This window comes from Lentzea miocenica (assembly GCF_033949945.1).
In the GTDB taxonomy this organism is placed as follows: domain Bacteria; phylum Actinomycetota; class Actinomycetes; order Mycobacteriales; family Pseudonocardiaceae; genus Lentzea; species Lentzea miocenica.
Genome location: NZ_JAXAVW010000016.1, coordinates 181,537 through 206,211 on the forward strand (window position 1 = coordinate 181,537; position 24,675 = coordinate 206,211).

Annotated in this window: 17 protein-coding genes; 10 read left to right on the forward strand and 7 right to left on the reverse strand. The window is 69.3% G+C overall.

Annotated features, from left to right (window positions below; translation table 11 throughout):
* Nucleotides 1-5: 5 nt before the first annotated feature.
* The gene (locus SK803_RS21010; protein ID WP_319967738.1) at nucleotides 6-1,232 is read right to left on the reverse strand and encodes a sugar ABC transporter substrate-binding protein; all 1,227 of its coding nucleotides are present in this window, start codon (nucleotides 1,230-1,232) and stop codon (nucleotides 6-8) included.
* A 161-nt stretch (nucleotides 1,233-1,393) separates the two neighbouring features.
* On the opposite strand from SK803_RS21010, the gene SK803_RS21015 reads away from it, so the two are divergent.
* From SK803_RS21015 to SK803_RS21055, 9 genes are all read left to right on the forward strand, one after another.
* A complete protein-coding gene (locus SK803_RS21015; protein WP_319967739.1) occupies nucleotides 1,394-2,407 on the forward strand; it encodes a LacI family DNA-binding transcriptional regulator in 1,014 nt (337 codons plus the stop codon).
* A gap of 317 nt (nucleotides 2,408-2,724) precedes the next feature.
* Complete coding sequence (locus SK803_RS21020) at nucleotides 2,725-4,533, forward strand: RICIN domain-containing protein (protein WP_319967740.1); 1,809 nt, start codon at nucleotides 2,725-2,727, stop codon at nucleotides 4,531-4,533.
* Nucleotides 4,530-5,999: an arabinofuranosidase catalytic domain-containing protein gene (locus SK803_RS21025; protein WP_319967741.1), complete on the forward strand. Its 1,470-nt coding sequence runs from the start codon at nucleotides 4,530-4,532 to the stop codon at nucleotides 5,997-5,999. Before SK803_RS21020 ends, SK803_RS21025 begins: the two co-directional genes overlap by 4 nt.
* Nucleotides 6,000-6,154: 155 nt before the next feature.
* Nucleotides 6,155-8,734, forward strand: coding sequence for a glycoside hydrolase family 9 protein (locus SK803_RS21030; RefSeq protein WP_319967742.1), 2,580 nt, complete (start codon nucleotides 6,155-6,157; stop codon nucleotides 8,732-8,734).
* 249 nt (nucleotides 8,735-8,983) lie between these two features.
* Nucleotides 8,984-10,528, forward strand: coding sequence for an amino acid adenylation domain-containing protein (locus SK803_RS21035; RefSeq protein ID WP_319967743.1), 1,545 nt, complete (start codon nucleotides 8,984-8,986; stop codon nucleotides 10,526-10,528).
* A complete protein-coding gene (locus SK803_RS21040; protein WP_319967744.1) occupies nucleotides 10,525-11,778 on the forward strand; it encodes a ferredoxin reductase domain-containing protein in 1,254 nt (417 codons plus the stop codon). The genes SK803_RS21035 and SK803_RS21040 overlap by 4 nt, the downstream gene beginning before the upstream one ends.
* A gap of 10 nt (nucleotides 11,779-11,788) precedes the next feature.
* Complete coding sequence (locus tag SK803_RS21045; RefSeq protein ID WP_319967745.1) at nucleotides 11,789-12,562, forward strand: enoyl-CoA hydratase/isomerase family protein; 774 nt, start codon at nucleotides 11,789-11,791, stop codon at nucleotides 12,560-12,562.
* A 46-nt stretch (nucleotides 12,563-12,608) separates the two neighbouring features.
* Complete coding sequence (locus SK803_RS21050) at nucleotides 12,609-13,085, forward strand: sigma-70 family RNA polymerase sigma factor (protein ID WP_319967772.1); 477 nt, start codon at nucleotides 12,609-12,611, stop codon at nucleotides 13,083-13,085.
* Nucleotides 13,082-13,420, forward strand: coding sequence for an anti-sigma factor family protein (locus tag SK803_RS21055; RefSeq protein ID WP_319967746.1), 339 nt, complete (start codon nucleotides 13,082-13,084; stop codon nucleotides 13,418-13,420). The genes SK803_RS21050 and SK803_RS21055 overlap by 4 nt, the downstream gene beginning before the upstream one ends.
* A 104-nt stretch (nucleotides 13,421-13,524) precedes the next feature.
* Here the strand turns inward: SK803_RS21055 and SK803_RS21060 are convergent, their stop codons facing one another.
* The 6 genes from SK803_RS21060 to SK803_RS21085 all read right to left on the reverse strand — a co-directional run bounded on the left by SK803_RS21060 (nucleotide 13,525) and on the right by SK803_RS21085 (nucleotide 21,935).
* Entirely contained in the window at nucleotides 13,525-15,477 is a 1,953-nt protein-coding gene (locus SK803_RS21060) for a family 43 glycosylhydrolase (RefSeq protein WP_319967747.1), read from the reverse strand.
* A complete protein-coding gene (locus SK803_RS21065; protein WP_319967748.1) occupies nucleotides 15,474-17,108 on the reverse strand; it encodes a glycoside hydrolase family 27 protein in 1,635 nt (544 codons plus the stop codon). The genes SK803_RS21060 and SK803_RS21065 overlap by 4 nt, the downstream gene beginning before the upstream one ends.
* Before the next feature lie 66 nt (nucleotides 17,109-17,174).
* Nucleotides 17,175-18,632 carry a non-reducing end alpha-L-arabinofuranosidase family hydrolase gene (locus SK803_RS21070; RefSeq protein WP_319967749.1) on the reverse strand — a complete coding sequence of 486 codons (1,458 nt, stop codon included), beginning with the start codon at nucleotides 18,630-18,632 and terminating at the stop codon, nucleotides 17,175-17,177.
* A 47-nt stretch (nucleotides 18,633-18,679) separates the two neighbouring features.
* Nucleotides 18,680-19,696: a cellulose binding domain-containing protein gene (locus SK803_RS21075; protein WP_319967750.1), complete on the reverse strand. Its 1,017-nt coding sequence runs from the start codon at nucleotides 19,694-19,696 to the stop codon at nucleotides 18,680-18,682.
* Between the two features lie 269 nt (nucleotides 19,697-19,965).
* Nucleotides 19,966-21,021, reverse strand: coding sequence for a LacI family DNA-binding transcriptional regulator (locus tag SK803_RS21080; RefSeq protein ID WP_319967751.1), 1,056 nt, complete (start codon nucleotides 21,019-21,021; stop codon nucleotides 19,966-19,968).
* 140 nt (nucleotides 21,022-21,161) lie between these two features.
* Entirely contained in the window at nucleotides 21,162-21,935 is a 774-nt protein-coding gene (locus SK803_RS21085) for a FadR/GntR family transcriptional regulator (RefSeq protein ID WP_319967752.1), read from the reverse strand.
* A 292-nt stretch (nucleotides 21,936-22,227) separates the two neighbouring features.
* Between SK803_RS21085 and SK803_RS21090 the strand changes: the two genes are divergently transcribed.
* Nucleotides 22,228-24,603, forward strand: coding sequence for an RICIN domain-containing protein (locus tag SK803_RS21090; RefSeq protein WP_319967753.1), 2,376 nt, complete (start codon nucleotides 22,228-22,230; stop codon nucleotides 24,601-24,603).
* The last annotated feature ends 72 nt before the right edge of the window (nucleotides 24,604-24,675 follow it).

A 24,675-nucleotide genomic window follows, 5' to 3' on the forward strand; every position in this document is an offset into this window, starting at 1 on the left:
GGCGGCTACTTCGCGGACGCCGCGGCGGCCTGGGCGTCCTTCAGCGCTGCCTCCGGTGTCTTCGCACCGGTGAGCGCGGCCTGCACGGCACCCCACAGCGGCTGCGAGATCCGCGGGTAGCGGGTGCCGAGGTTGTCGCCGGTGCGCCCCTTGGCGTTCTGCACCGCGTCGACCCAGACCTTCAGCTCCGGCAGCGCGGTCACCTGTTGCTGCTGCACCGAATGCACCGCCGAGACGTAGGTCAGCGCGGTGTCGGTGGCGAGCACGCGGTCGGGACTGGTGAGACAGGTGACGATCTGCCCGGCCTTGGTCTCCGCGCCCTTGTCGTCCTGCACGGGAACGGTGACGAACTCGCCTCCCGTCGGCGCGGGCGCGGTGCCGCCGGTGCGGCCGGGGATCGCGATCACGCCGTACTCGAAACCGGCCTTCTTCGCGTTCTGCAGCTGCCAGGTGCCGTTCTCCGCGAAGGCGTACTCGCCGGTGGCGAACTCCTGCCAGCTGGTGGTCTGGGTGTTGCCGATGACGGAGTTCGGCGCGAAACCCTGGTCCAGCCAGGACTTCCACAGCGTCAGCGCGCTGACCGCCGGCGCGGACCCGAGGTCGGTGAGCGCCGCCCCCGCACCCCAGAACCACGGCAGGAACTGGAAGGTGCCCTCCTCGGTGCCGATCGCGGAGAACGTGATGCCCTTCTTGCCCGCGGCCTTCACCTTGGCCAGCGCCGCGTCCAGCGACGCCCAGTCCCGGACGGACGCGGGGTCGACGCCGGCGGCGGTCAGCACGGCCTTGTTGTAGTAGAGGGCAAGGGTGTTCGCGCCGATCGGCGTGCCGTAGGTCTGCCCGTTGAGCGTCCCGGCGGCCACCAGGTTCGGCGACGCCGCCGAGGCGTCGAGACCGACCTCGGAGTTCGGCCTGAGCACTCCGGCCTCGGCGAGCGTGGAGACCACGGGGTTGTCGACGACCAGCACCTGCGGAGCGGTGCCCTGCTGCGCCGCGAGCAGCACCTTGTTGGTGAGATCGGTGGTGTCGTAGGCCTGGCGCTGGATCTTCACCCCGGCCTGCGTCCCGCACGCCTCGATCGTGCGCACCCACTCGGAGCCGGCGGCGAACTGCGGGTACGGATCCCAGACGGAGAACGTGTCCGGCGCCGAACCGGAGGGCGACGAGCAGGCGGCCGCGGACACGGCCAGTCCGGCCGTGATCAGCATCCGGAAAACAGCCGCGCGTCGCATCATGGTCCTCCTGCCGACCTCGTTGACGACGTTCATCGAACCGGTTCGACTTTCGAGCAGCCGCGCCAAGGTAGCCGTCTCAACCGAAGCCTCGCAAGAGGCGGTGGCTTACGATGTCGAAGGTCGAACCGGTTCGTTCGACAGGCCGGAGACGGGAAACGCGCATGAACATCGGAGAGATCGCCAAGCGGGCCGGGGTGTCCCGCAGCACCGTGTCGTACGCCCTGAGCGGGAAACGGCCGGTGTCCGCGGCGACCGTGCGGCGGATCAACGACGTCATCGCCGAGCTCGGCTACCGGCCGAACGCCAGCGCCCGCGCGCTCGCCGAGGGGCGCACCAGGACGCTCGGCCTGGTGATCCCGCCCGCGAGCACCCGGCTGACGGACGTCCAGCTGAGCTTCGTGGCCAGCGTCGTCGAGGCCGCCGCCGCACACGACCACGACGTGCTGCTCTCGCCCAGCGGCGGCGATCACGACCGCTCGTTCGACCGCGTCGTGACCGGCCGCCGGGTGGACGGGGTGATCCTCATGGAGATCCTCCTGCACGACCCGAGGGTCGAACGGCTCACCAGCAGCGGGCTGCCGTTCGTGACGATCGGCCACGTCGTCGACTCCGCGGCGTCGTGGTGGGTCGACGTCGACTACGCGGGCCTGATCAGCCGCTGCGTGCGGCACCTCGCCGACCTGGGGCACGAGCACATCGTGTTGATCAACCGGTCGGACGAGCTGGTCGCGTCGGGCTACGGCCCCGCGATGCGCGCGACGGCGGGGTTCCTGGAGACCGCGGAGGGGTTCGGCATGACGGCGCACGACGTGTGCTGCGCCGACGACCCCGCCGCCGGCCTCGCCTGCTTCGAGGACATCCGCGCCCGCTGGCCAGAGGTGACGGCGGCCGTGACGATCAACGAAGCCGCGCTGCCGGGCGTGCAGCGCGCGTTGCACCGCGCCGGACTCGCCGTGCCCGGCGGCTTCTCGCTCACCGGCGTGATCGCGGACCGGCTGGCCGAGGACTTCCACCCGCCGCTGACCGCAGCGGACGTGCCCGCGGGACAGATGGCGCAACTGGCCGTCGACCTGCTGCTGGAGCAGATCACCAACCCCGAGGCGACCCCGCGGCACGCGTTGCTGGCACCGCCCATCACGCTGCGCTCCAGCACCGGCTCCCGCCGCCGGGCCTGACCCTCTGCCCCGTTGGCGCCACCGCGTCTGCAAGTACCACCAACCCTTGATCGAATCGCCCTCAACCGCACCCAACCTGTTCGCGGCCTGCCGAACCGGTAGCCGCTCCGCAGGCTCCGAGAGCTGTTGGCAGTAGAAAAGTGCCTCTTGAGGTCGAGTTGGTGGTACTTGCAGACGCCATCGGGGCCAGGCGACGGGTGAGGGCGAACCGGTTCGACCCTCCAGACCCTTGCTGAGGGCGGTTTGTCGCGCGTACTTTCACTCTTCGATCGAACCGGTTCGAGTCTCCGTCACCCCTGACCTGATACGGAGCCCACATGGTTCAGCGACGAACCAGCACCATCCTCCTGGCGGTCGCGGCGTCCGCGCTCGCCTTCACCGCGCCGGCCCAGGCCGCGAACGAGTCCATCGGCGTCGACTTCTCCGCCGCGTTCGGCACACCCGCCTACCGCGCCTCCGGCTGGATCTACGGCATGACGGAGAACGGCACGGGTCCCGCCGACCACTTCTTCCGCGACGTCAAGTTCCGGTACATGCGTGCCGGCGGCGCCCAGCTCGACAGCCCTGGCGGCTGGGTGTCGGGCAAGTACGACCGCCGGTGGAACTCCACCAGAGCCCAGTTGCTGCGGACCCGTTCGCTGGGCGGCGAGTTCGTCCTGCTGCCCCACGACCTGTGGGGCGCCGACGGGTATCCGATCTCCCGCTTCCCCGGCGACAACGGCAACTGGACCGACTACGACAACTTCCTCACCCGCCTGATCGACGACGTGCGGGCGACGGGACTCCCCGTGCAGTGGGACCTCTGGAACGAACCCAACATCACGTTGTTCTGGAACCGTCCGCAGTCCCAGTACTTCGAGCTGTGGCGCCGCAGCTACCAACGCGTCCGCGCGGCGTTCCCCTCGCACCTGATCGTCGGGCCGAGCTTCGCGGGTGTGCCGTCGAACGGCGGGTGGTGGACCCAGTACCTGGACTTCGTGCGCGCCGGCAACGTCGTGCCCGACATCTTCAGCTGGCACTCCCTGCCGGGCGATCCGGTGGCCAACGTCGCGGTGGCGAACTCGACGCTCGGCGCACGCGGCATCCCGCACCCGCGGCCGTACCAGATCAACGAGTACGGAGCGGGCAACGAGCAGAACCCCGGCGACGGTTCGTGGTACATCGCGCGACTCGAACGGGCTAGCGCCGACGGGCTGCGCGCCAACTGGGCGAGCAGCGGGAACCTGCACAACGATCTCGGCAACCTGCTCGTCCGCAACTCGGCCGGGCAGCACCAGCCGAAGGGCGAGTGGTGGGTCTACCGCTTCTACGGCTCGCAATCGGGGCAGATAGTCGGCACGACACCGAGCCAGTCGTACGACTCGTTCGCGACCAAGGCGAACGGGGTGGCGAAGATCCTTGTCGGAGGCGGCAGCACGACCGGCAACGTCGCGGTCGGCCTGCAGCGGCTCGACACCACGACCGGCATCGTGCAGAACAACCAGGTGCGCGTGCTCGTCCAGCGCATCCCGCACAACAACGGCGGCGCCGTACAAGGGCCGATCACCGTGCAGAACACCGTAGTTTCCTTGTCCGGCAACGCAACGACGGTCAACGTGCCGCACAACAACATCGACGAGACGTTCACCGTCACGCTCCTGCCGCCATCCGCCAGCGGCTTCCAGACCGTCGCCGCCGCTCAGCATTCCCAGCAGTGCCTGGACAACACGAACCTGAGCACGGCCGACGGCAACCAGCAGCAGCAGTTCCACTGCGAGGGCGGCGACCAGCAGCTGTGGAACTTCACCCCGGTGCAGGGCGTCGCCAACACCTACACCGTCGTGAACCAGCAGTCGGGCAAGTGCCTCGACGTCAGCGGTTCCTCGACCGCGGACGGCGCGACCGTCACGCAGCAGACCTGCTCCCCCGGTTCGGCGAGCCAGCAGTACACGCCGCGGAAGGTCACCTACAGCGGCAATGATCCGCACGACTACCAGCTCGTGGCACGGCACAGCGGCAAGTGCGTCGACGTCACCGGGGTCTCGACGACAGCAGGCGCCCAGATCATCCAGTGGACCTGCAAGGCCGCGAACCAGAACAGTCAGCTCAACCAGACCTGGCGACTGTGGGGGTCGAGCGCATCATGAAGGCGAAACTCCAAGGCATAGCACTGGCCATGCTGTTGGCGACCACGACGGCAACCGCGGTGACCGCGGCGACCACGCCGGCGGCCGCGGCCGGCACCGGGCCCTGTGACATCTACGCTTCCGGTGGCACGCCCTGCATCGCCGCACACAGCACGGTGCGGGCGCTCTACGGCACGTACAGCGGAAACCTCTACCAGGTGAGGCGTTCGTCGGACAACAGCACCAGGAACGTCCCCGTGCTGGCGGCGGGCGGCACGGCCGACGCCGCCAAGCAGGACGAGTTCTGCGCCGGGACGTCCTGCGTGATCACGGTGGTCTACGACCAGTCCGGTCGCGGGAACGACCTGTGGTACCAGGGATCCGCCCAGGTTCCAGGGTCGCCGCAGAGCCGGCCCGCGACCGCCACCTCCGAGTCGCTCACGATCGGCGACAGCAAGGCCTACTCGCTCTACATCAACCCCGGCAACAGCTACTGGCGTGACGGGCACCTGACGGGCGTTCCCACCGGGAGCGCGCCGGAAGGCATGTACATGGTGACCAGCGGTACGCACGTCAACGGCGGTTGCTGCTTCGACTACGGCAACAGCGAGACGACCCGCAAGGCCGATGCGGCCGGAGCGATGGACGCGATCAACTTCAGCACGCAGTGCTGGTTCGGCGGCTGTGCCGGCACCGGACCGTGGGTCCAGGCGGATCTCGAGTGGGGCCTGTTCCCCGGCGGGAGCCAGCAGTGGAACCCGAACCAGCGGGCCTTCACGAACAAGTTCGTCACGGCGATCCTCAAGAACAACGGGACCACGCGGTTCGCGCTCAAGGGCGGCAACGCCCAGGCGGGCAACCTGACCACGTTGTACGACGGCTCGCTGCCCAACGGGTACAGCCCGATGAAGAAGCAGGGTGCGATCATCCTGGGCAGCGGTGGCGACTGCTGCAAGCCCGACGGTGGCGCCAACCTCAGCGCGGGCACCTTCTACGAGGGCGCCATGGTGTCGGGCTACCCGTCGGACGCGACCGAGAACGCCGTGCAGGCCAACATCATCGCGGCCGGCTACGGCACGGGCGGCAGCGGCTCGACCGGAGCGGTGCGCGGGCTGGGTGCGGGCAGGTGCCTGGACGTCAACGCGGGCAGCACCGCGGCGGGCACCCCGTTGCAGATCTGGGACTGTCACAGCGGGACGAACCAGACGTGGACGCGCACCGCGTCCGGGCAGCTGACTGTCTACAGTGGAGACAGCACCAGATGTGCGGCGGCGCAGAACAACCAGACAGCGCCCGGCACCGCGGTGGTGATCCAACCCTGCGACGGCGGAGCCGGGCAGAGGTGGCAGTTCAACGCCAACGGCACGATCACGGGCGCTCAGTCCGGGATCTGCCTCGACGTCAACGGCGGCGCCACCGCCAACGGCGCCAAGGTCATCCTGTGGACGTGCCACGGCTGGAACAACCAGCAGTGGACGTTCGGATGAGGTGGTGACTACCGCACACGGACCAGTGACGTCAGGTCCGAGCGGTGCCGTCAGGTAGCGGCTGAACGGCGCTTGTCCGCGTCGTTCAGCGCACCCTACGGTCATCTGGGAGCGCTCCCAGAATTCCCGTCGACGAGGACGGAGTACCTCACCACATGAGAACTCGACCACCACGCCTGCTCGCCGCCGCACTGCTGGCGGCACTCACCGCGGCCACGTTTCCAGCGGCGAGCACAGCCGAGGCGGCGGAGTACGAGCGCGTGCTCAACGGAACGTTCGCCAGCGGTTCCGCCGATCCCTGGTGGAGCAGCGCGGGCGTGACGAACAGGGTGACCGGCGGCGAACTGTGCGCGGCGGTCACCGGAGGAACGACCAACCCCTGGGACGCGCTGGTCGGCCAGAACGGTGTCCCGTTCGAGAGCGACCAGTCCTACACCCTGTCGTTCGACGCCCACGCGACCACGGCGCAGACCGTCGCCGCCGCGGCGGGTGAGAGCGTGAGCCCGTACCGCGGGATCGCGCGGCAGGAGTTCGCGCTCACCACCGCCAAGCAGCACTACACCTTCACCTTCACGTCCACTTTGGACTTCCCGGACGCCGGCAACGGCCAGGTCGCCTTCCAGCTGGGCGGCCAGGCGTCCGACAACACGATCTGCGTCGACAACGTCTCGCTGATCGGCGGGGTGAAGCCGCCCGGCGGCGTCCCTCCCACGCCGACGAAGAAGATCAACGTCGACCAGGTCGGCTACGTGCCGGGCCTGCCCAAGCACGCCACCGTCGTCTCCACCGCGACCACGCCTCAACCGTGGACGCTCAAGAACTCCGCGGGCACCACGGTGGCCACCGGCCAGACGACGCCCAAGGGTGCGGACGCGACGTCCGGCGACTCGGTGCACCTGATCGACTTCTCGTCGTTCGACACGGCGGGTACCGGCTACACGCTGGTCGTCGGCGCGGACAGCAGCTTCCCGTTCGACATCTCCGCCGACGGCATCAAGCGGCTGCGCTACGACTCGCTCGCGTTCTTCTACCACCAGCGCAGCGGCACCCCGATCGACGCGCAGTACGTCGGCGACCAGTACGCCCGCCCGGCGGGTCACGTCAACGTCGCGCCCAACCAGGGCGACAACAACGTGCCGTGCCGTGCGGACCTCGCCTGCGGCTACACGCTCGACGTGCGCGGTGGCTGGTACGACGCGGGTGATCACGGCAAGTACGTGGTCAACGGCGGCATCGCGGCCTGGCAGCTGCTCAACTCCTACGAGCGGGCGAGCAGGATCGGTGACGCCTCGGTGTTCCGCGACGGCACGCTGGCCATCCCGGAGAAGACCAACGGCGTGCCGGACCTCCTCGACGAGGCGCGCTGGGAGGTCGACTTCCTGCTGAAGATGCAGGCACCGGACGGCATGGCGCACCACAAGATCCACGACGCGGCCTGGACGGCGCTGCCCACCCGTCCGGAACTGGACGACCAGGCGCGCCGGCTGTCCGCGACCAGCACCGCGGCGACGCTGAACCTGGCCGCGGTGGCCGCACAGGCCTCCCGTCTCTGGCGCGGCATCGACGCGGCGTACTCCGCGAAGCTGCTCGCGGCGGCACGCAAGGCGTACACCGCGGCCAAGGCCAACCCTGCCAAGCTCGCCGACCCGAACGACAACGTCGGCGGCGGCGCGTACGACGACAAGACCGTGAGCGACGAGTTCTACTGGGCCGCCGCGGAGCTGTACGCGACCACCGGCGACAACGCCTACCGGACCGACGTCACCGCCTCACCCCACTACAAGGCGGCCAGCCTGACCAGGGCCGGCTTCTACTGGGGCGGCACGGCGCCGATGGGTGACATCACGCTCGCCCTCGCGCCCAACGGTCTGCCCGCGGCGGACGTCACGGCGATCAAGTCGGCGTTCGCGACGGTGGCGGACCAGCACCTGTCGGCCATGGCGGGGATGGGCTACGCGACGCCGTACGACAACAGCGTCGACGGCTACGTGTGGGGATCGAACTCCGGTGTGCTGAACAACGCCCAGGTGCTGGCACTGGCACACGACTTCACCGGTGCCGCCAAGTACCGCGACGGTGTGTTCGAGGCGCTGCACTACCTCCTCGGCCGCAACCCGCTGAGCACCTCGTACGTGGCGGGCTACGGCGACCAGGCCGTGCAGAACGTGCACCACCGGTTCTGGGCGCGGCAGAACGACCCGACGCTGCCGATCGCACCGCCCGGCTCGTTGTCCGGTGGCCCGAACAGCGGACTGCAGGACCCGGTGGTCCAGCGGTTGCTCCCCGGCTGCCCGCAGCAGAAGTGCTGGGTGGACGACATCGGCGCCTACTCGGTGAACGAGGTGGCGGTCAACTGGAACTCCGCGCTCGCCTGGGTGACCGGCTGGGCGGCGGAGAAGTCGGGGAAGCCGCCCGTCCCGGTGTCGGACTGCGAGGTCGTCTACAGCGCCGGCAAGTGGTACGACGGCCTGTCGGCGCAGGTGAAGCTGACGAACACCGGCACGACGCCGTGGACCGCGTGGAAGCTCGCGTTCGCGCTCCCCGGCACCCAGCGGGTCACCTCCGGGTGGTCGGCGACCTGGAGCCAGACCGGCCGTGACGTGACCGCGACCAACATGTCCTGGAACGGCCAGGTGGAGCCGGGCAAGTCCGTCCACATCGGATTCAACGGCTCCGGCACCGGAGCCGACCCGACCGCCTTCACCGTCAACGGCAAGTCCTGCAAGATCGGCTGACCGAGCACCGCACAGCGCGCCCGCCGCCATGGCACTGGCGGCGGGCGTTCCTCTTGGGCCCGCACCGAGGCGACCGTCGCGAGTGGACTGTGAGGTCCACTCGCGGCGGCCATTTGCACGAACCCATAGCAGACTTGCTGCGGCACAACAACTTGGCCATTCGACAGCTCATTCGACACCACGTGAACTTCCCGGCGGGCTGTCTCGTTTCAACGTCGACCGAGCATCGCTCACGAAAGGGCACCTGCCGTGTTCCAGGAAGCCGCCCTGCGCGATCTGCCCCCTGCCGACCGCGACCTGTTCGAGGCGTTCGGCGCCGGGCCGATCCGGACTCCCCCGTTCCACCACATCCACCACGCCTTCGAGACACAGGCGGCACGGCGCCCGCACGTGACGGCCGTCGAACACCTCGGCGAGTCGCTGACCTACGCGGAGCTCGACGCGAAGGCCGAACTGATGGCCGAACTGCTCACCCGCGCCGGTGTGCGCCCCGGTGACCGGGTAGGACTGTTCCTCACGCGGTCGATCTCGATGGTCGTCGGCATCCTCGCGGTGCTCAAGGCAGGAGCGGCCTACGTGCCGCAGGACGTGCGCATCACCCCGGAAGCACACCTGCGGCACATCGTCCGCACCGCGCGCATCAACGTGGTGCTCACGACGACGACGGACGCGGCGGCGTTGCCCGGCCACCTGGCGACGATCATCACAATCGACACCCTGCCCGACGTCAGCACGTTCTGCCGCAGCATCACCACGGACTCGGACATCGCCGCCGTCATCTTCACCTCCGGCACGACCGGACGCCCCAACGGTGTGCGCGTCTCGCACGCCAACCTGTGCAACGTCCTGCTCACCGAACCCGGATCCCTCGGCATCTCCACGGGAACCAGGGTGTCGCAGCTGCTCAACATCGCATTCGACATGGCCGTGTGGGAGATTCTCGGCACGCTCGCGCACGGCGGCACGCTGGTGATCCGCGGCGACGACATCGAACAGGCGGCGAGCACGGTGGACGTCGTGATCGCCACTCCCAGTGTGCTGGCGTCGCTGAATCCCCAGGTGTGCCACCGGGTGCGCACGGTCGCGGTCGCCGGTGAGCGTTGCCCGCAGGTGCTGGCCGACCTGTGGTCACGCCACGCCGTCTTCCACAACGCGTGCGGTCCCACCGAGGTCACCATCGTCAACACCATCCAGCGCTACGAACCGGACACGCGGCAGCTCACGATCGGATCACCCGTGCCGAACACGACCGTCTACGTGCTCGACGACGACCTGCGACCGTGCCGCATCGGCGACGTGGGTGAGATGTGGGCGGGCGGTGCGTGCGTCACGGAGGGCTACCTGGGCGACGACGCGTTGACAGAGCAACGATATCTCCCTGATCCGTTCCTCGGCGGCGACCACCTGATGTTCCGCACCCGCGACCTCGGCAGCTGGACGGCCGACGGCCAGCTGCGCCACCACGGCCGCACCGACGACCAGGTCAAGGTGCGCGGGTTCCGGGTGGAGCTGGACTCCGTGACCTCGGCACTCGAACAGGCGCCGGACTGCCGCCGCGCCACGACCGTGGTGCACAACGGAAAGCTCGTCGGCTTCATCAGCCCGGCCACCGCAGCACCGGAACAGGCCAGGCACGCGGTGGCGCAGCGGCTGCCGTACTACTGCGTGCCCGCGCTGATCGTTCCCGTCGACACGCTGCCGACCACCGACCGCGGCAAGGTCGACCGCCGTGCGCTCCTGTCGCGTTTGGACCGGCTCCAGCCGGAACCGGCGCAGAAGGAAACCGTCGCATGACGGGCACCCCGGTCCACGTTCGCCCGCTACCACCCGCTGACCGTTCGTTGCGAACGATCCTGCGCCGCCGTCCGTTCACCCACCACAACCGGCTCGCCGCGATCGTCGTGCTCGCGAACCTCGGCTTCGCGGTGTCCGGCGGCTGGTGGGGTGAGGAGAACGTGGTGACCGCGCTGGTGGTCGCCAACGTCACCCTGGCCGTGCTCGTCCGCCAGCAGCTCGTGATCAACCTGCTGTTCCGGCTGGCCACCAGCGTGCCGGTGCACTGGCCGTTGCGGGTCCGCTGGACGTTGGGCAAGGTCTACCACTTCGGCGGGCTGCACGTCGGTGCAGCGAGTTGCGCCACCGTGTGGTTCCTGGTGCTCGCAGTCATCACGACCGTGCACGGCGCACCCGTGTTCCTGTTGGCCCTGACGTGGTTGATCTTCGCCGTGCTCGCCGCGATCATCGTGCTGGCACTGCCGCGCCTGCGCGCCCGTCACCACGACCTGTTCGAGCGGTCGCACCGGTTCGGCGGCTGGACGGTGCTGGTGCTGTTCGGTGTGCAGTCGGCGGTCTCGAACCCGGTGTTCCTCTGGCCGCTCGCCCTCGTGGTGGCCAGCGTGGCGCTGCCGTGGCTGCGGCTGCGGCGGGTTCCGGTGCACATCGTCAGCCCGTCACCGCACGTCGCACTGGTGTCGTTCGACCACGGCGTCACGCCGTTCGCCGGCTCCTCGACCGCGGTGAGCCGCAACCCGTTGCTGGAGTGGCATTCCTTCGCCAACGTGCCCGCACCGGGTCGCAGCGGCTTCCGGCTGACCATCTCCCGCGCGGGCGACTGGACGGCGAGGTTCATTGCCGACCAGCCGAGTCACGTGTGGGTCAAGGGAATCCCGACCGCGGGCGTCGGCAACATCGACCAGCTCTTCACCAGGGTGGTGTGGGTCGCCACCGGCAGCGGGATCGGGCCGTGCCTGCCGCATCTGCTCGCGGGCACCGCCCCCGCCCGGCTGGTGTGGTCGACCCGCGACCCGCGCCGCACCTACGGGGACGAGCTGGTCGACGAGATCCTGCGCGTGCAACCGGACGCGGTCGTCTGGGACACCGCCACCGCGGGCAAGCCGGACCTGGTCGCGCTCGCGCACGACGCCTGCCTGCGCTTCGACGCGGAAGCCGTCATCTGCATCTCCAACAAGCCGACCACGTGGCACGTCGTCGAAGAGATGGAAGCCAGGGGAATTCCCGCCTACGGCGCGATCTGGGACTCGTGAGGAGACCACTGTGGACTATCAGAACCTCTTGCTCGACGAGCAGGGCGGCGTGCTGACGGTGACCGTCAACCGGCCGCAGGCCCGCAACGCACTGTCCCACGCGACACTCACCGAACTGCGCCATCTCCTCTCGAACCTCGATGGTCCCCGCGCGGTCCTGCTCACCGGATCAGAAGGGCCCGCGTTCATCGCCGGGGCCGACATCCGGGAGATGGCGGCCATGACGCCGCAGGAGGGTGAGGCGTTCGGCGCGCTGGGCCAGCAGGTCACCCGGCTGCTCGAGGAACTCCCCGTCCCCGTCGTGGCCTGTGTCGACGGGTACGCCCTCGGCGGCGGCTGCGAGATGGCGCTGGCGTGCGACTTCGTCTACGCCACCGGCAAAGCCGTCTTCGGTCAGCCCGAGGTTTTGCTGGGGCTCATCCCCGGCTTCGGCGGGTGCGTCCGGCTGTACCGGCGCGTCGGCGTGGCGCGAGCCCGCGAGATGATCTACTCGGGTCGCCGGGCCGACGCGGCGGAGGCACATCGCATCGGTCTGGTGAACCAGGTGTTCGACACGCGCGAGGAGATGTTCGCCGCCGCACGGCTCGTGCTCGCCGACATCGCCGCCAACTCGCCCACCGCGGTCGCGACGTGCAAGGCGACGATCAACGCCGTCGACGGGCTGGCCGTCGGCGCGGGGCTGCGCGTCGAGCTCGACGCGTTCCGGCACACCTTCACCACCGACGACATGCGCGAGGGCACCTCGGCGTTCCTGGCCAAGCGCACGCCGGTGTTCCACCCGTGAAACGAGGTGCGCCATCAACGACCACCACATCAGCCTGCTACGCGCTCTGCACGACGGTCACGCCGCCGCGCTCTGGCGCTACGCCCTGCGCCTCACCGGCGACGAACAGCTCGCCGAAGACGTTGTCCAGGAAGCACTTCTGCGCGCCTGGAGGCATCCGGACATCCTGGAACAGGGATTCTCGGCGTCGAAGTCCTGGCTCTACGCCGTGGCACGCAACTTCGCCATCGACGAACGCCGCAGCGCCCGCGCCAGGTGGGAGGTCGAGTCCGCCCGCGTCCCCGATCGCGCGCGATCCGACCACACCGACAGAACCCTCGACGCCTGGCTCATCGCCGACGCGCTGTCGCAGCTCAAACCCGAACACCGCGCGGTGATCACGCGGGCCTACTACCGCGGCGAGACCATCGCCGAACTCGCCGACGCGCTCGACGTGCCGCAGGGCACCGTGAAGTCGCGGCTGCACTACGGCCTGCGCGCGCTGAGACTCGCGCTGCACGAGAACGGGGTCACGGGGCGGTGACTCCACCGACGGATCCGTTCCGGGAATGGGACGTCGCCTACGTGCTGGGCTCGCTGTCGCCGAGTGATCGGCAGGCCTACGAACACCACCTCACGGTCTGCCCGTCGTGCGAACACGAGGTCTGCCAGCTCGCCGGGATGGCCGGCCTGCTGTCGCGCGTGCCGGAGGCATGGGCGGTGGAGTCGCTGGCCGCCGTCCCCGACGTGCCCGCCACGGTCCTGCCCCGGCTCGCACGGGCGGCACGACTGGCCCGCCGGCGCGCCCTGGTGGTGGCGGTCCTCGTGGCGGGCGCGATCGGCGCCCTGCTCAGCTCGGCGGCCTGCTGGTGGCCGTGAACGCCCCTTACGCACCTGGGCGGGCTGTTGGTAGTAGGAAAGTGCCTGTTGATGTTGAGTTGGTGGTACTTGCAGACGCCATCAGAGCGAGGCGGCGAGCTCAGCTAGGGCGTCGACAGCTCGAAGCGCTGCACCGTGACCGAGCCGCCGAGGGCCTGTGTGGCGTGGTTGAAGATGCCGAAGCGGTAGCCCATGAAGAACTGCCATTCGTTCTTCAGCGTGAAGCCGGTGCCGAGTGAGGTGAACGTGACGCCGTCGGTGCTGTAGGAGAAACGGGCCTGTCTGCCGCTGCCCGGCCGGATGTCGGCGTTGGCGCGCAACCAGATCCGGTTGCCGGTCAGGTTCGCGCTCGCGATCTCGGTGCCGGTGCCGGTGGTGTTCCAGTTGCTGTCCATGGTCAGGCCGTTGACCATCACGACGCGGTTGCGTCCGTTGTCGCGTTTGATCCCGATCCAGGCCGAGGAGTCGCGCAGCATCGCGAGGCCGCTGCGGTCGCCGTCGCGCATCGAGGTCAGGTCGAGTGCGACGGTGGCGGTGGAGCTCGGGCCCTGGATGCGGTGGGTGAGGGTGTTGCGGGCGTTGTACAGGTCGTTGGTGACGGTCGCGGTCGAGAGGCGCAAACCGTTGTTGACGCTGTACTTCGTGGTGTCGGGGTTGTGGTTCCACTCCCACTGCGGGCCGAGTGCCGTGCCGTCGAAGGTGTCCACGCCGGTCATGGGTTTGACCTGGCGTGGTGGGGCGGGCAGGTTCGGCATCGGGTAGTTCACGCCCCAGCCGCCGTTGACGGTGGTGACGCGCGGCCAGCCGTCGGAGGTCCAGGTGATCGGTGCGAGCACCGGCACGCGGCCGCCGGGATAGGCGTCGACGAACGCCATGTAGTACCAGTCGCCGTTCTGCGTCTGCACCATCCCGCCCTGGTGCGGCACTCCCCCGCCCTGGATCGGGCCGCGCATGTCCAGCAGCACCTGCTGGACGGTGTAGGGCCCGAACGGGCTGGACGCCTTGAGCACGTACTGACCGTTCGCCGGACGGGTCAGCCAGATGTAGTAGCTGCCGTTGCGCTTGTAGAACCGGGCGCCCTCAAGGGTTCCGATGTTCGACGGCGTCTGGAACACCTGCTGGGAACGCACCTCGGACCTGCCGTCCGCCGACAGCTGCGCGACGCTGATGGTGGTGTTGCCGTATGCGACGTACATCGTGTCGTTGTCGTCGACCAGCATTCCGGCGTCGTAGTAGCACTTGTTGATGGTGGACAGCTTGGACCACTGCCCGTCCACCGCCGCGGCGGTGTAGATGTGGGTCTGGGCGAAGTCGACGCATCCGCCCCAGTAGAACGTCTTGTTGTTCTTGCGGTAGTTCAGGAACGACGCCCAGATTCCCCGGACGTAGCCCCGGCCGCCGCTGAGGTCGTACTTGGCGCCGAAGTCCAGCCGTGGCACGGAATGTCCGGCGTACTCCCAGCTCACCAGGTCGTAGGAGCGCAGGACCGGCGCGCCCGGCGAGTAGTGCATGGTCGACGCCGAGTAGTAGTAGGCATCGCCCACGCGGATGATGTCGCCGTCGGCGAAGTCCTGCCACACCACCGGGTTGGTGAACGACGCGGGCTGAGGCGTGGTGGTGGTCGTCGTGGTGGTTGTGGTCGTGGTGGGATCGTTGCCGCCGTTGCAGGCGGTGCCGTTGAGGCGGAACGACGCCGGATCGGGGTTGGCCGAGGTGAACGTGCCGTTGAACCCGAACTCGACCTTGCCGCCGGTCGGCACGGAACCGTTGTAGGAGACGTTGCGCGCGCTGACCTGACCGCCGGCCTGGGTGATCTCGGCGTTCCAGTGCTGCCCGACCTGCTGACCGGTGGCGTACGTCCACTCGAGCGTCCAGCCGTTGATCGCGTCACCGGTGTTCGTGATGGCCACGGACGCGCCGAACCCACCCGCCCACTCCGAGGTCTTGGTGTAGGCGACCGAACAGCCCGGCGCCGCCTGCGCCGCCGTGCTCGCGGCGAGACCCGCGGTCACGAGGGTGAGGGCGGCGACGACCGCCCCAGCGGGAGTCCATCTCATGATCGCGACCACCTCTGGTTGGTCTGGCCGTTGCAGGTCCACAGCACCAGCCGCGCGCCGTTGGCCGTCGACGCTCCTTCGACGTCCAGGCACAGACCGGCGTTGGCGTTGCGGACCGATCCGTCGGACTCCACCGTCCAGCGCTGGTTCGCCTGGCCGTTGCACTGCCAGATGATGACCCGCGTGCCGTTGGCGGTGCCCTGGTTGTAGGCGTCGAGGCACTTGTCGCCGAACACGCGGATCTCTCCGTTCGGCCACGCGGTCCACTGCTGGCTCGCCGCGGTGTGGCAGTCCCGGATCGCGGTGTTGGCGCCGGCGGCGGTGCTCTGGTTCTCGATGTCGAGGCAACGGCTGGACCCCGCACCGCGCAACCGGGAGGTGGTGCTCGCCAGCGGACCGCCGCCGGTCACCCGGAATGCGGCCACGCCGTGCGCGGGAACGGAGGCTGAGATCGCGCCGGAAGTGGCGGACGTGCCGCCGGTCCACAGGTCCGTCAGCGTGAAGTTGCTGCCGGACAAGCCGATCTGGGCCGCGGTCGTGGAGACGGTCGCGGTGCCGCTCCCCCGGTTGAACAGCCCGACGGCGACCGAGCCGTCCGAGAGCGGTTTGGCGAACACCTCGGTGGCACCGTCATCCCGCACGCGGCGGCCGCCGGCGCCGAGGCTGTCCTGGTTCACGGCGATCAGCCGCGAGTTGCGCAGGATCGCGCTCACGTCGCCGGACATCGTCCGGATGTCGTTGCCCGCCATCAGCGGTGCGGCCATCAGCGCCCACAGCGCGAAGTGCGCGCGGGACTCGGTGATGGAGAGCCCCGGGCGGCCGACGACCAGCATGTCCGGGTCGTTCCAGTGGCCCGGACCGTTCTGGACGGCGAGCGGCGCGGTGACGTCGACGACGTTGCCCACGCCCATCGGGTAGCTGTTGACGTTGCCGTTCTGCCAGATGTCCAGCAGGTCCTCGGTGGTGCGCCACAGGTCGGCGACCTCGCCCCAGTTGTACTTGTCGCCGGTGATCGGGTGGAAGCTGTTGGGGTTGATGCTGTAGACGATCGGGCGGCCGGTGGCGCGCAGGGCGTCGCGCATGATCGTGAACCGGGCGACCTGCTCGTCCCTCGAACCGGCGCCGGAGCACCAGTCGTACTTGAGGTAGTCCACGCCCCACGACGCGAACGTCCTGGCGTCCTGGACCTCGTGTCCCTTGCTGCCGGTCGAACCGGGGTGGGCACCGGTGCCCTGCGCGCACGTCTTCTCGTTGGGCACCTGGTAGATGCCGAACTTCAGGCCACGCGCGTGGATGTAGTCGCCCAGCGCCTTCATCCCGCCCGGGAACTTCGACGGGTGCGCGCGCAGGTTGCCGGCCGAGTCGCGCTGCGGGTCGAACCAGCAGTCGTCGACGACCACGTACTGGTATCCGGCGTCGCGCATGCCGGAGGACACCATCGCGTCGGCGGCCTGGCGGACCTGGCCCTCGGTGATGCCGCAACCGAAGCTGTTCCAGCTGTTCCAGCCCAGCGGCGGGGTCAGGGCAGGACTACCCGGAGCGGTGTGGGCGACGGGGTGGACGGCGATGGTCGCGATCGCCGCCAGCACGGCGGCGGCGAGGCGCGGCAGTCTTCTGGACCGGGTGGGCATGTCGCCTCTTTCTGGCAAGGGGGACGCCGCCGGTGCGGGCTTTCCGGCGGCGTCGGTCCTGGGGTGTCAGCAGGTCGAGTTGGTCTGGGTCAGCAGGCCGAGCTTCCAGGGCAGCCGGTTGTAGTCACCGCCGGCGTTCGGATCCATGCCCTGGTAGAGGAAGCGGAGCTGACAGGGACTGATCTCCATCGCCTGGTCCACGCCGGAACGGATCATCTCGCCGTGGCTGATGTCGCGGGTCCACTGTCCACTTGGGAACGTGGTGTTGTTGTGCCTGGCGAACGGGTTCGACTCCTCGGCGGCCAGCGGGGTCCACGGTCCGGTGATCGAGGGAGCGGTCCAGGTGCGGAACCAGCGCCTGCCGTCCGACCCGATGGCCTCGTGCACCAGCAGCCACTGGTTCTTCCCCGCGACCTTGTAGACGTTGGAGGCCTCGAACAACCGGTTCTGGTTCGAGTCCTGCATCGCGATCACGGTGTTGGTGAACCCGTTGGGGAACTGCGCCACGGTGGTCTCGGACCGGTAGAGATGGCCGTTGTCGTCGGACGAGAACAGGTAGCACTTGGCGGTGTCGCACACGACCCAGAAGTCGACCCAGTAGCCGTCGCCGATGTTGTCGCGGATGATCTGCGGCATGCCGTTGGCGTAGTGGTTCTTCGGCGCCGACCACGACGCCGGGTTGGAGATGTCCGTGGTCGTGGAGTACGACGCGTTCGAACCCGTTTGGTACACCAGGTACCACAGGCGTTGCGGCGCGAAGTAGAACACGTGCGGCGCGGCCTTGTACCCACCACCGACGGGTGTGCGGTCGAGGTAGTAGTGAGGCGCTGAGGAAGCCTGCGACCAGTCGGTGAAGCTCGTGTACATCAGGTTGTAGCCGTTGGTGTACACCGACGCGAACACGTGGTACTTGCCGTTGTGGTAAACAACGCTCGGGTCCTTGACCGAGTAGACGGTCGGGTGCGCGGAGTCCGGTTTCGGACCGATCAGCGCGCCGCTGGAGGACCACCGGAAGCTCGACGGCAGGTTGCCGACCGGCGGATTGCCTGTCGTGGTGGTGGTCGTGGTCGTCGTCGTGGTGGGGCCGACGTCGCCGGTGCACAGGGTGCCGTTGAGCGTGAACGCCGTGGGGTTCGGGTTGTTCGTGCCGGTGGCGGAACCGTTGAACCCGAACTCGACCTTGCCGCCGGTGGGGATGGACGCGTTGTAGGAGACGTTGCGCGCGGTCACCTGGGCCCCGGACTGGGTCGCCTGGGCGTTCCACGCCTCCTTGATCTGCTGACCGGCGCCGAAGCTCCAGGTGAGCGTCCAGCCGTTGATCGCGTCACCGAGGTTCGTGACGGACACGGCCGCGGTGAACCCACCGTCCCACTGGGACGGTGCGGAGTACGTCACCGAACAGCCCGGCGCGGCCGTGGCGGGAGGCACCGCCACCGCGGCGAGCGCGGACACCGCGATGAGCGGGACCGCCGCGACGGCCATGAGCTGGACTCGGCGGGACGGGCGGAATCGTGCGAAGAACATTGATGACCCTTCGTCGTCGGAGGGATCGGGCAGCAGGTGTGCGGGGATCACGGGCTGGAGCAGGTGGCGGTGCCGACCGCCGGCGCGCCGGGACCGGAGGCGAGGAAGCCGAACGTGGCGGAGGCGTTGGGGCCGATCGTGCCGTTGTAGGAGGCGTTGGTGACCGTGACCGAACCGCTGGCGGTGCCGCCCCAGATCTGGGTGACGGTGTGCCCGCCCGGCAGGGTGAACCGGACCGTCCAGCCGGCGATGGCCGACGCGGTGGGGTTGGCGACGGTGACCTCGGCCTGGAAACCACCGTTCCAGTCGCTGACGACCTGTGGTGTCGCGGTGCACGTGCCGCCGGGCTGGGGCGGGTCGCCGATGCTGCCGGGCACCGACGACAGGGCGTTGAACCAGACCGCGGCCATCTTGCTGTAGCCGGCGGCGTTGGGGTGGATGCCGTCGGGCAGGTCGGAGATCGGCACCGCCGGGTACATGTCGACCACGTGCACCCGTTTGCCCGCGGCGGCTTTCGCACGCAGGAGCGGGACGATGGCGGAGTTGTAGCCGCGCACAGTCGCGTCGGCGAACCGGATCGGGATGATCGTCGAGACGAACACCTCGGCGGCCGGCGCCTGCGCGGTGATCTTGTCCACCAACGCGGAGAGTCGTCGTGGCGCGCCGGCCGGGTCGCTGCCGTACATGTCGTTCGTGCCGATGTGCAGCAGGATCGTGCGCGGGGTATAGGTGCGCAACCAGTTCACGACGTTCGCGTCGACCTGCGCGATGGTCCAGCCGGGATGGCCCTCGTGGTCGCGGTCAGGCATGGAGCCGGGGCCGTCCGACAGCGAGCCCACGAAGTCGACGGTGCGCCCGGCGGTCCGGAGCCTGGTGCCGAGATCAAGGCGGTAACCGCCGATCGAGCCGCCCTGGGTGATCGAGTCGCCCAGCGGCATCACCCGCACCGGGTCAGCGAGGACGGCCGGTTCGTCCACAGTGGAGGCTTCGGCGGTCGCGGGTGACGCCGCCAGCAGGGCGACGGCGAGCAACACACCGCACAACGCCTTGAGCGGGCTCGGCATGGTGAGCCTTCCCGGAAGACCGTGACACCCTGAGCGACCGGGCGCGGTCTCCCTGCGTCGTCGTTGACGAGCGGCCGGCGGCAGGGGCCGACTTCCAGCAATGTAACCAGGGCGTCACACTCGGTCAAAGCTAAAGTTGTGAGCGTTAACTTTTAGCGTTGCGCGTTCGACGGTGTCGAAATTTTATTCGACAGAGCGGAGACGGCTTCTCCCAACACAGGGACCCTGCCTGTTTTGAGCCTCATGGTTGTTAGCGTGAACACCGCTGCTCACCGACGAGGCCGCGCCACCGAACCGCCCTCGCGCACCGGCATCGGCACCCGGTAGGTCATCGGCGGCCGGACGTCACGCCCGCGCCGTTCGAGCATGTCCACGAGGACCGCCACCGCCCGTGCGCCGAGTTCGTGGTGCGGCAGGGCGATCGTGGTCAGCCGCGGGCGCATCCACGACGCGACGGGATGGTCGTCGAAGCCGACCACCGACACGTCGCCGGGCACCGCGAGCCCGGCCTCGCCGAGTGCCTGGTACGCCCCGAACGCCAGGCGGTCGTTGAAGCACACCAGCGCCTTGGGCCGCTGGGTCCGCAACAGTTGCGCGGTGGCCTCGTACCCGTGCTCCGGAGTCCACTTCGGACACCGATGCGCGCTGACCACCTCGATCCCGGCCGCGCCGAACACCTCGCGCAGACCGAGGAGGCGTTGCGCGGCCGCGATGCTGTTCGGCGGGACGTCGTGCACCCCCGGCCCCGCGCCGATCAGGTGGATGCCGCGGTCGTGCCCGGCCTCGACCAGGACGCCCGCGGCCGAACGGCCGGCCTCCACCTCGTCGGGCACCACCGACGGAATCGTCGTGCGGGTCGCGGACGTGGCGTTGAGCAGCACGGCGGGCCCGTCGTACAGGCCCTCCGGCAGGGCGACCACCCTCGTGTACATGGCGGCGAACACCACGCCGTCCGCGTGCCGGTCGTGCATCGCGTCGATCAGGGCCCGCTCGACCAGGGGATCCCCGCCGGACTCCCCGACGAACAACATGTACCCGCGCCGGTAGGCGGCCTCCACCGCTCCCTTGACCATGTCGCCCGCCAGCCCGGACGACGCGATGGTGTCCGACACCAGCCCGATCGTCTGCGCGCGGGCGGGACGCGGGCCGGTCGCCAGGGTGTTGCGCCGGTAGCCGAGCTCCTGCGCCGTCGAGCGCACCCGCCGCTCGGCCGCCTCGGAGATGCGCAGCTCCCGCGCGCGTCCGGTCAGGACGAGCGACGCCGTCGTGATCGACACCCCGCTCGCCGCCGCGACGTCGGCCAGTGTCACGCGTGTTCGTCCCACCGCAGATCCGCCTCCCGCCGCCGTACGGGCCCGGCCGCGTCTCCGGCCGGAGATTCCACGAACTCCTTGTGATCACTCGTTCTCACGCCGGGCGTTCGCCGGACGGTCCTGGCGGAAGGACGCGCGGGCGGACGGATGCCCTACCGCTTCAGACGACCTGGATCGCCGGCCGCGCCACGGCGCACGAGCCACGCGTCGGTGATGTGGGCGAACATGGCCTCCGCCGCGCCGTCCGCGTCCTGGGCGGCGATGCGCTCGTAGATGCGGCGGTGGCCGCGGTTGGACGCCTTGCACATGTCCCGCCCGCTCCTGCCCCGGTAGCCGGCCGCCGTGATGGCCTGCCTCTCCAGCGACCGCACCACACCGCGGGCGATGCGGTTGCCCGACGCCTGCATGATCGCGTCGTGGAAGAGGCGGTCGTGCTCCTCGTAGGCGGGGATGTCGCCGACGAGCTCGTCCATCCGGTCCACCAAGGCCCGCAAGCGGTCCAGCGCGTCCTGGTCGGCGGTGCGCGCGGCGACGTGCGCCATGTCCGACTCCAGCAGACGCCGGGTCACCACCAGGTCGTCGAGAACGGCGAGGGTCTCGTCCTCGGCGATCGAGGCGCCCAGCACCAGTTCGTCGAGCATGTTCCACAGCGCCGGCGGGTTGACCGTGGTGCCCGCGCCCTGGCGCACCAGGACCAAACCCTTCTCCTGCAGGACCTTCACCGATTCGCGGATCACCGTCCTGCTCACCGCGAAGGTCTCGCAGAGCACCGGTTCCGGAGGCAACGCGACGCCAGGCGGGTAGACGCCGCGGACGACTCGCTGCACGAGCTCCGCCGTGACCGCCGCGGACAGGCTGGCCGGCCGCCGCGTCCAGCCAGGACTCGCGAACGTGCCCGGCTCCGCCTGCGGACCTGTCGCCTTCATCGTGCCCTCCGTTGCGCCACACCACCCGGACGAGGTGGGTCCGACAGTATACGTAACACCATTGACGTCACACGTCATACGAGTTACGTTCGCGATGCTTTGCACCGGCCGATCTCCGGTGCCCGCCACCTTGGTGACCGAACCGCGGCGACCTCGAACAGCGTGAGCCCCTCCGCCGCGTTCGAACCTCGACCGCCACATCAGGTCCACAGAGTCCACAAAGGACACGAATCTGTCCCGTCCGCCGCCGCGGGAGGCCGATCCAGCACCGTCCGCACCTCAGGAGGGTCACTTGTCCACGTCCTCTCTTCCCGCTCCGCACCGGCGAATCGCACTCGCCGCCGCGGTGGTGGTGACCGCCGCGCTCGCCATCACTCCCCCGGCCTCCGCGGCGACCACCACCCTCTACGCCTCCCCGGCGGGCACCGGCACCACCTGCTCGGCCGCTGAACCGTGCGGGCTGACCGCGGCACAGGCCGCGGTGCGGTCCCGCACCGGCTCGATGTCCGGTGACATCGTCGTGGAGCTCGCCGGCGGGGTGTACCGGCTCGCCCAGCCGCTGCGGTTCACCGCGGCGGACTCCGGCACCAACGGCTACCGCGTGCTGTGGCAGGCCGCGCCGTCCGCACGTCCCGTCGTCAGCGGCGCCAGGGCCGTCACCGGGTGGTCGGTCGCCGACGCCGGGAAGAACATCTGGCGGGCGAACGTCGGCACCGGCCTCGACAGCCGCCAGCTCTACGTCGACGGCGCGATCGCGACCCGCGCGCGCACCCAGGTCAACCGGTCCGACTTCACCTTCACCGAGTCGGGCATGCGCTTCTCGAACGGGGCGCTGAACTACCTGAACAACCTGGGGAACCAGAACCGGGTCGAGGTGGAGAGCGTCAACTCGTTCACCGACCGGTACTCGCCGGTGCAGAGCATCAGCGGGAACTTCCTGACGATGCAGCAGCCCGCGTGGAACAACAACACCTTCGGCTACGACACGCTCAACAACCCGTTCCGCGCGGGGCCGCTCTACCTGGCGAACGCCTACGAGTTCCTCGACGCGCCAGGCGAGTGGTACCTCAACCCAGGAGCGGGAGCGCTCTACTACATCCCGCGTGCCGGGCAGAACATGAGCAACGTCAGCGTCGAGCTGCCCACGGTGCAGTCGCTGGTCAACGTCGGCGGCACCTACGACGCGCCCGCGCGTGACATGTCGTTCAGCGGCATCACCTTCACCGGCACGTCGTGGCTCGGCCCCAGCAGCAACCAGGGTTTCGCCGACCAGCAGACCGGCGCCTACATCTCCGGCAACTGGAACTGGCCCGCCGACCGGCTGAACTCGTGCAAGAGCGGCTGCCCGGCGTTCGAGGCGGTCCGCCCGCACTGGTCCCAGATGCCCGCCGCCGTCCAGATCTCGGCGGCCAGCGGCATCACCTTCACCGACTCCCGCTTCGTCAACCTCGGTCAGACCGCGGTCGGAATCGGCAACGACGCCAACGCACACGCCAGCGGCGTCGGCCTGGGAGCCTCCAACATCACGATCACCCGCTCTGAGATCGCCCACAACTCCGCGGGCGGCGTCGTGGTCGGCGGCGTGCGTGCCGACGCGCATCACCCGAGCGACCAGCGGATGGTCAACAGGGACATCACGGTCAGCTACAGCCGCATCCACGACCTCGGCCTCGAGTACCGGGGCATCGTGTCGGTGCTGAACACCTACGTCACCACGTCGACCGTGTCCCACAACGAGATCTACAACCTGCCGTACTCCGGCATCAACGTCGGTTACGGCTGGGGCTCCAACGACGCGGGCGGCAGCAACCACTACGCCGGCCGCGGTCTCTACAACTACCAGCCTCGCTACTCGACGCCGACGACCGCGTCCGGGAACCGGCTCATCAACAACTACGTGCACGACGTCATGCAACAGATGACCGACGGCGGCTGCATCTACACGCTCGGCTGGAACCCGAACGCGGAGATCAGCGGCAACTACTGCCTGCGCACCAACGGCTTCTTCGGCCTCTACTTCGACGAGGGCTCCAAGTACTACCGCGCCACCGGCAACGTCTTCTCCGCCACCGGCACCTGGGCCACCGCCAACTACGGCGGCGGCGAGAACATGGGCAACTGGACCCTCACCGGCAACTGGTCGACCAACGGCAGCAGCAACGTGACCAACGGCGACCGCGGCAACGTCGTCAACAGCAACACCACGGTCACCAACGGCAACTGGCCGTCCGGAGCCCAGGCGGTGATGGCCAACGCCGGCCCGGGCGGCACCGGCGGAGGCGGCCGGGAGAACGTCACGGTCGTCGACGCCCAGTCGAGCCGTTGCGTCGACGTAGCCACCACGACCAACAACACCCAGGCGAGGCTCTGGGACTGCACCGGCAGCACGAACCAGCGCTGGAACCACACGTCCAGCAGGCAGCTCACCGTGCAGGGCAAGTGCCTGGACGCCTCCGGGCAGGGCACCGCCAACGGCACCGCGGCGATCCTCTGGGACTGCCACGGCGGCCTGAACCAGCAGTGGAACGTCAACGCCGACGGCAGCATCACCGGCGCGCAGTCCGGGCTGTGCCTCGACGCCGCCGGCAACGGCACCGCGAACGGCACGCTGCTGCAACTCTGGACGTGCCACGGCGGGACGAACCAGCAGTGGAGCCTGCGCAACTGACGCCCACGACGGTGCGGGGCCGGCACCAGCCGACCCGCACGTCTCGTTAGCGCGTGCAAGTACTACCAACTC